The 6,550-nt window shown below is 71.9% G+C and carries 5 protein-coding genes; all 5 read left to right on the top strand.

What is annotated here, in order from left to right:
- Positions 1-867: LLM class flavin-dependent oxidoreductase (locus tag VKG64_14510; GenBank protein ID HKB26254.1), on the top strand; the 867-nt coding region annotated here is incomplete at its 5' end.
- A 10-nt stretch (positions 868-877) separates the two neighbouring features.
- The gene (locus VKG64_14505) at positions 878-2,152 is read left to right on the top strand and encodes a crosslink repair DNA glycosylase YcaQ family protein (GenBank protein ID HKB26253.1); all 1,275 of its coding nucleotides are present in this window, start codon (positions 878-880) and stop codon (positions 2,150-2,152) included.
- A gap of 122 nt (positions 2,153-2,274) precedes the next feature.
- Positions 2,275-3,411 (top strand): citrate/2-methylcitrate synthase, encoded by a 1,137-nt coding sequence (locus VKG64_14500; GenBank protein HKB26252.1) that lies wholly within the window; start codon positions 2,275-2,277, stop codon positions 3,409-3,411.
- Positions 3,404-5,323, top strand: a complete 1,920-nt coding sequence (locus VKG64_14495; GenBank protein HKB26251.1) for an aconitate hydratase — start codon at positions 3,404-3,406, stop codon at positions 5,321-5,323. Before VKG64_14500 ends, VKG64_14495 begins: the two co-directional genes overlap by 8 nt.
- Positions 5,320-6,417 (top strand): PrpF domain-containing protein, encoded by a 1,098-nt coding sequence (locus tag VKG64_14490; GenBank protein HKB26250.1) that lies wholly within the window; start codon positions 5,320-5,322, stop codon positions 6,415-6,417. Before VKG64_14495 ends, VKG64_14490 begins: the two co-directional genes overlap by 4 nt.
- The last annotated feature ends 133 nt before the right edge of the window (positions 6,418-6,550 follow it).

Below are 6,550 nucleotides of genomic sequence, written 5' to 3'. Positions count from 1 at the left end.
GCGGACCAGCGCGGCTTCGACTGGTTCTCGGTCTCCGACCACTTCCAGGAGTCGCCGCCCCGCGGCGGCGACCTCGACTGCTTCGAGGCGATCTCGACGCTGACGGCCGCGGCCGTGGAGACGAGGCGCGTCCGGTTGGGCGCCCTCGTCTACTGCGTCGCCTACCGCAACCCGGGGCTCCACGCGAAGTCGCTCACCACGATCGACCATCTCTCCGGAGGCCGCGTCGATTGTGGGATCGGCGCCGGCTGGCACGAGATCGAGGCGAAAGCCTTCGGCTACGAGTTCCCGCGCATCGGCGTGCGCGAGGACATGCTGGAGGAGTACGCGCAGGTCATGCGCATGCTCTTCGATCCGGAGTCGCCCCGCTCGAATTTCCAGGGCCAGCACTTCAGGCTCGAGAACGCGCCGAACAACCCGAAGCCGCTCCAGCCGCGCGTGCCCATCTGGATCGGCGGCCGGGGCGAGAAGCGGACGCTGCGCGCGGCGGCGCGCTACGCCGACGGCTGGAACGCGCCCTACATCGGTCCCGACGAGTGGATCGCGAAGGGCAAGGTGCTGGACCAGTGGTGCGAGAAGGAAGGCCGTGATCCGAAGACGATCCTCCGCACCGTCAACCTCGGATTCTATCTCGGCGCCGACGCCCGGGGGGCCGCGCGCGGCGAGGAGATTTTCCGTCAGCACTGGGGCGCTCGGGGCGACGAGCGCTCGGGCTGGCTGCGCGGCACGCCGAAGGAGGCGCGCGACATGGTCGCCGCCTTCCGCGACGCCGGCTGCGCCCGCCTCAACATCGCCTTCCGCGACGGCCCCTACGATTGGGACGCGCTTCACGCGTACGCGGAGGACGTGGTCGCGCGCTTCACGTAGCCCTCCCCCGATGCGTCGCCCGGCGCTTCCCTTGCGCGCGGCCGCCGCGCTCTTCCTCGAGCGGCAGCACCTCGCCCGCCCGCGCAGGTCCGCGCTGACAGCGCGGCGACTCGGCCGCTTCGTCGAGGACGTGGGCGGGCTCCAGCTCGACTCGATCAACGTCCTCGATCGCGCCCACTATCTGACGGTGTGGAGCCGCTTCGGCCCGTACGACCGCGCGCGGCTCGACCGGCTCGTCTATCGCCGCCGGCTGCTGTTCGAATACTGGGCGCACGCCGCGTGCCTCGTGCCGACCTCGATGCTGCCGTGGTGGCGGCGCGCCATGCTCGACTACCGCGTGCGCCATACGGGCTGGTCCGACTGGCTCCGACGGAACGCGAAGGTGCTGAGCCGCGTGACGGCGGCCGTCCAGGCCAACGGCCCGATGGGCAATGCCGACTTCGACGGGCGCCGCGCGTCCGGTGGGCGCGCCGGATGGTGGAACTGGAGGCCTGTCCAGCATGCGCTGCACTACTTGTGGATGACCGGCGCGCTCACCGTTCATTCACGGCGGCACTTCCAGAAGCGCTTCGACCTCCTGGAGCGCGCGATGCCGGACGTGCTCGCCCTCGAGGCGGTCTCGCCAGAGGAGTTCCAGCGCTGGCACCTCGAGCGCTCGCTCCACGCCATGGGCGCCGCCACGGAGGCCGACCTGAGCCGCTATCTCACCTTCCCCCGCTTCCAGCCGGGCGCGCGCCGGGCCGCGCTACGCGCCATGCTCGAGGGAGGCGAGGTCACGGAAATCGAGGTCGAGGCGACGCGCGGCCGCTGGCTCGCGCTGACGCGCGACCTGCCCGCGCTGGCCCGCGTCGGGCGGGCGACCACGCCGTCGGTCGGAACGACGCTCCTCTCGCCCTTCGATTCGCTTCTCTGGCATCGCGACCGGGTGGCGCGCCTCTTCGGGTTCGACTACCGGATCGAGGTCTACACCCCGGGGCCCGAGCGCGTACACGGTTACTACACGCTCCCGATCCTCCATCACAGTCATCTCATCGGCCGGCTCGACGCCAAGGCCCATCGCGTCGAGCGATGGCTGGAGATCCGCCACGTGCACTTCGAGCCGTGGTTCGCCGAGGCGGGGACGTCGCCGGCCGACTGGGGCCGCCTCGATCAGGACGAGGCACTCGCCGGCCTCGGGGAGGCGGTCGGTTCGCTCGCAGCCTTCGTGGGCGCCGGCGACGTGGCGCTCGGCCGCGTGACGCCGCGGCGGCTGCGCGCGCCGCTGGCGCGAATCATCGCGTCCTGAGCACTGAACATCGTATCTGCCGCGGCACCAAGTTGGCAATCGATGAGCCGAGACGGCCGTCGAAGGGCACGCGCCCCCGAATCCTGCTACCATCCGGGCATCCGAGCGACGAGAGGCGCGACATGGACAAGGAAGGCAGCCAGCTCATTCGCGGGCTCGAGGGCGTCGTCGCCGCCGAGACGCGGCTCTGCGACCTCGACGGGAAGAACGGGCGCCTCGCGTACGCGGGCTACGACATCGAGGACCTCGCCCGCCGGGCGAGCTTCGAGGAGGTCTGCCACCTCCTCTGGTACGGCGATCTCCCCACCGCGGCGCAGCTCGACACGATCACCGTCGCGCTCGTCGCGGCGCGCGAGATCCCGCGCGAGCTGGTCCAGGCCTTCGGCCTCATGCCAAAGGACACGGACCCGATGCGCGTGCTGCAGGCCGCGGTGGCGATGCTCGGGATGCGCGACCCGGACGGGACCGACAACTCGCACGCGGCGAACGTGCGCAAGGCCGTGCGCCTCACGAGCCAGCTCGCGACGGCGATCTGCGCCCACCATCGCGTCCGGAGCGGTCAGGAGCCGGTCCGGCCCGCGTCCGACCTCTCCCACGCCGCCAACTTCGTCTACATGCTGACGGGCACGCGGCCGACGCCGGTCGTCGCAAAGGCGTTCGACGCGAGCCTGACGCTCTACGCCGAGCACGAGCTGAACGCCTCGACGTTCACGACGCGCGTGATCGTCTCGACCCAGTCGGACATGCACTCGGCGGTCGCGGGCGGCGTGGGCGCGCTGAAGGGCCCGCTCCACGGCGGCGCGGGCGAGGCCGTCATGCGGACGCTGATGGAGATCGGCGAAGTCGCGAACGTGGACGCCTTCACCCAGAAGGCGCTCGCCGAGAAGCGGCGGCTCATGGGGTTCGGCCACCGCGTCTACGTCGCGGGCGACCCGCGCGCCGCGATCCTCCGGGGCATGGCGGAGGACGCGTGCCGCCAGTCGGGCCAGTTCAAGTGGTACGAGATGGCGGTCAAGCTCCACGAGCGGGTCCAGGCGGCGAAGAAGCTGATCCCGAACGTCGACTTCTACTCGGCGCCGCTCTTTTACTCGCTCGGGATCCCCGTGGACCTCTTCACGCCCGTGATCGCCGCGAGCCGCATCGCGGGCTGGACGGCGAACATCATCGAGCAGCACGACGACAACCGCCTGATCCGGCCGCGCGGCGAGTACGTCGGGCCGAAGCGCCGCGCGTTCACGCCGCTGAGCCAGCGTGGGTAGGAGCCTCACCCGCAAGCTGATCGAGTCCCACCTCGCGGCGGGCAAGGCCGTCGCGGGCGAGGAGATCGGCCTCTCGATCGACCAGATCCTCCTCACCGACACGAACGGCAACATGTCGTTGCTCCAGTTCGAGGCCATGGGGCTCCCGCGCGTGGTCCCCGCGCGCGCCGTCGCGTACATCGACCACAACGTCTACCAGTTCGACTCGCGCAACACCGACGACCACCGTTACATGCAGACCGCCGCGCGGAAGTACGGCGCGGTCTTCTCCAAGCCGGGCAACGGCATCTGCCACCAGGTGCACATGGAGACGTTCGCCATTCCCGGCCAGACGCTGCTCGGCTCGGACAGCCACACGCCGCTCTGCGGCGCCGCCGGCATGCTGGCGATCGGCGCGGGGAGCCTCGACGTGGCGGTGGCGATGGGGGGCGGCCCGTACTTCTTCACGATGCCCGAGATCGTGCGCGTGTGGCTCACGGGGGAGCTCCAGCCCTGGGTCACCGCGAAAGACGTGATCCTGGAGCTGCTGCGTCGGCTCAGCGTGCGCGGCGGCGCCGGGAAGATCTTCGAGTACGCGGGCCCAGGCATGAAGAGCCTGCTCGCCGCCCAGCGCATGACCATCGCCAACATGGGCGCCGAGCTCGGCCTGACGACGAGCGTCTTCCCGTCCGACGAGGTCACGCGCTCCTTTCTCACCCGGCTCGGTCGCCCCGGCGACTGGCGACCGGCCGCGCCCGACGACGATGCCGAGTACGACGACCAGCTCGAGCTGGATCTCTCCAAGATCACGCCGCTCGTCGCGCTGCCCGGCTCGCCCGACCGCGTGGTGCCCATCGAGGAGGTCGCCGGGACCCAGGTCGAGCAGGTGATGGTGGGCTCGTGCACGAACGGCTCGTGGCACGATATGTCGTCGGTCACCGAGGTGCTCCGCGGCCACCGCGTGCACCCCTCGGTGTCCTTCGTCCTCTTCCCGGGGAGCCACCGGATCCTCGAGACGATGGCCCGCGAGGGGCTGCTGACCGATCTGCTCGCGGCGGGGGCCACCGTGTCGGAGTCCACGTGCGGCTCGTGCGCCGGGATCGGCCACGTCCCCGCCGCGGGGTCCAAGAGCCTCCGCGCCTTCAACCGCAACTTCCCGGGGCGCAGCGGCGTCAAGGACGACCAGGTCTACCTCTGCTCGTCGCTGGTGGCCGCGGCCTCGGCGCTGACGGGCGCCATCACCGACCCGAGAACGCTCGGCGCGCCGCCGCGCGTCCCGCTGCCGCCGAAGTTCGCGGACTCGACGGCGGGGTTCGTCCAGCCCGACGGTCAGGGCGAGGTCGTGCGCGGGCCGAACATCAAATCCGTTCCGCTGGGTGAACCGGTCGCCGAGACGCTCGAGGCGCCGGTCCTCATCAAGCTCGGCGACAAAGTATCGACCGACGACATCTCGCCGGCGGGCGCCTCCGTGCTGGTCTTCCGCTCCAACATCCCGGCGATCGCCGAGTTCACCTTCAAGTACGTGGATCCCGAGTTCGTCGCGCGCGCGAAGGCCGCGGGGCGCTCCTTCATCGTGGCCGGCGAGACCTACGGGCAGGGCTCGTCGCGCGAGACGGCGGTGACCGCGCCCATGCACCTCGGCGTGCGCGCGGTGCTCGCGAAGTCATTCGCCCGCATCCACCGGGCGAACCTGATCAACTGGGGCCTGGTCCCGTTGACCTTCGACGACCCCGCGGCGTGGGGCGGGATCGAGCGCGACGACCGCCTGAGGCTCGAGGGCCTCCGCGGCGCGCTCGCGGCGGGCGGCCGCGTGAGCGTGGTGAACACGCGCTCGGGCGCCCGCTTCACCGCGTCGTGCGTCCTCACGCCACGCGAGCGCGACATCCTCCTGGCGGGCGGCCTCCTCGCCCACACGCGGCAGGGCAAGTCATGAGCCAGAGGAAGATCCGTGCCGTCTACATGCGGGGCGGGACGAGCCGTTGCCTCGTCTTCCACGAGGGCGACCTGCCGAGGCCCGGGCCCGAGCGCGATCGCATCCTGTCCGCCGCGCTCGGCAGCCCCGATCCCTACGGTCGCCAGCTCAACGGCCTCGGCGGCGGCATCTCGTCGCTCTCGAAGGCGTGCGTCATCGGGCCGCCGACGCACCCCGGCGCCGACGTCGACTTCACCTTCGCCCAGGTGGACGTGGCGAGCCCCGTCGTGGACTACAGGGGCAACTGCGGCAACTGCTCCTCGGCCGTCGGCCCCTTCGCGGTGGACGAGCGCCTCGTGGGCGCGGTCGAGGGTGAGACGCTCGTGCGCATCCACAACACGAACACGAAGAAGCTGATCCTGGCGCACGTCCCCGTGCGCGGCGGCGAGGCCGCGGTCGAGGGCGATTTCGAGCTCGCGGGCGTGCCGGGACGGGGCGCCCGCATCACGCTCGACTTCCTCGACCCCGGCGGCGCCGGCACGGGCCGCCTCCTGCCGACGGGCGCGCCGCGCGAGACGCTGGACGGCCTCGACGCGTCGCTCGTGGACGCGACCAACCCGATGGTCTTCGTCCGCGCCAAGGACGTGGGCCTCACCGGCACCGAGACGCCCCAGGCGATCGACGCCGACCACGCGCTCGCCGCCCGGCTCGAGGCGATCCGCGTGGAAGCGGCGCGGCGCATGGGGATCCCCGGCAGCGCCGCGCTGCCCAAGGTCGCCGTCGTCGCGCCGGCCGCGTCGTTCACGGCGCTCGACGGCGTCGTCCACGACGGCGATCGCGTGGACCTCGTCGCCCGCGTCATCTCGATGGGCAACTGCCATCGCGCCTTCGCGCTGACCTCGGCCATGTGCCTCGCGGTGGCGGCGCGCCTCGACGGCACCGTCGTCAGCGAGTGCGTCCGGACGGCGCGGGGCGACGTCAGGCTCGGCCACCCGTCGGGCGTGCTGCCGATCGCGGCGCGCGTCGGGACGCGCGAGGGCCGGCCCTGGGCCGACAGCGTCACCGTCTACCGGACGGCGCGCCGCCTCATGGAAGGGTTCGTCCGCGTCCCGTGAGCCGGCTGTACCTCACGGCCGCGCGGGACGAGCTCGTGCGGCGCCGCGCGCGGGTTGCGAAGGGCCAGATCGTCGAGGCGTGGCCCGATCACACCGACGCCGCCGCCCTCTGGATCGGCGAGGAGACGCGGGC

This window comes from Candidatus Methylomirabilota bacterium (assembly GCA_035260325.1).
GTDB lineage: Bacteria > Methylomirabilota > Methylomirabilia > Rokubacteriales > CSP1-6 > AR19.
This window is presented reverse-complemented; position numbering and strand designations above follow the sequence as displayed.

Excerpts from the sequence above, each read along its gene's own strand:
- VKG64_14505 (HKB26253.1), top strand. The coding sequence starts at position 878 with ATGCGTCGCCCGGCGCTTCCCTTGCGCGCGGCCGCCGCGCTCTTCCTC.
- VKG64_14500 (HKB26252.1), top strand. The coding sequence starts at position 2,275 with ATGGACAAGGAAGGCAGCCAGCTCATTCGCGGGCTCGAGGGCGTCGTC.
- VKG64_14490 (HKB26250.1), top strand. The coding sequence starts at position 5,320 with ATGAGCCAGAGGAAGATCCGTGCCGTCTACATGCGGGGCGGGACGAGC.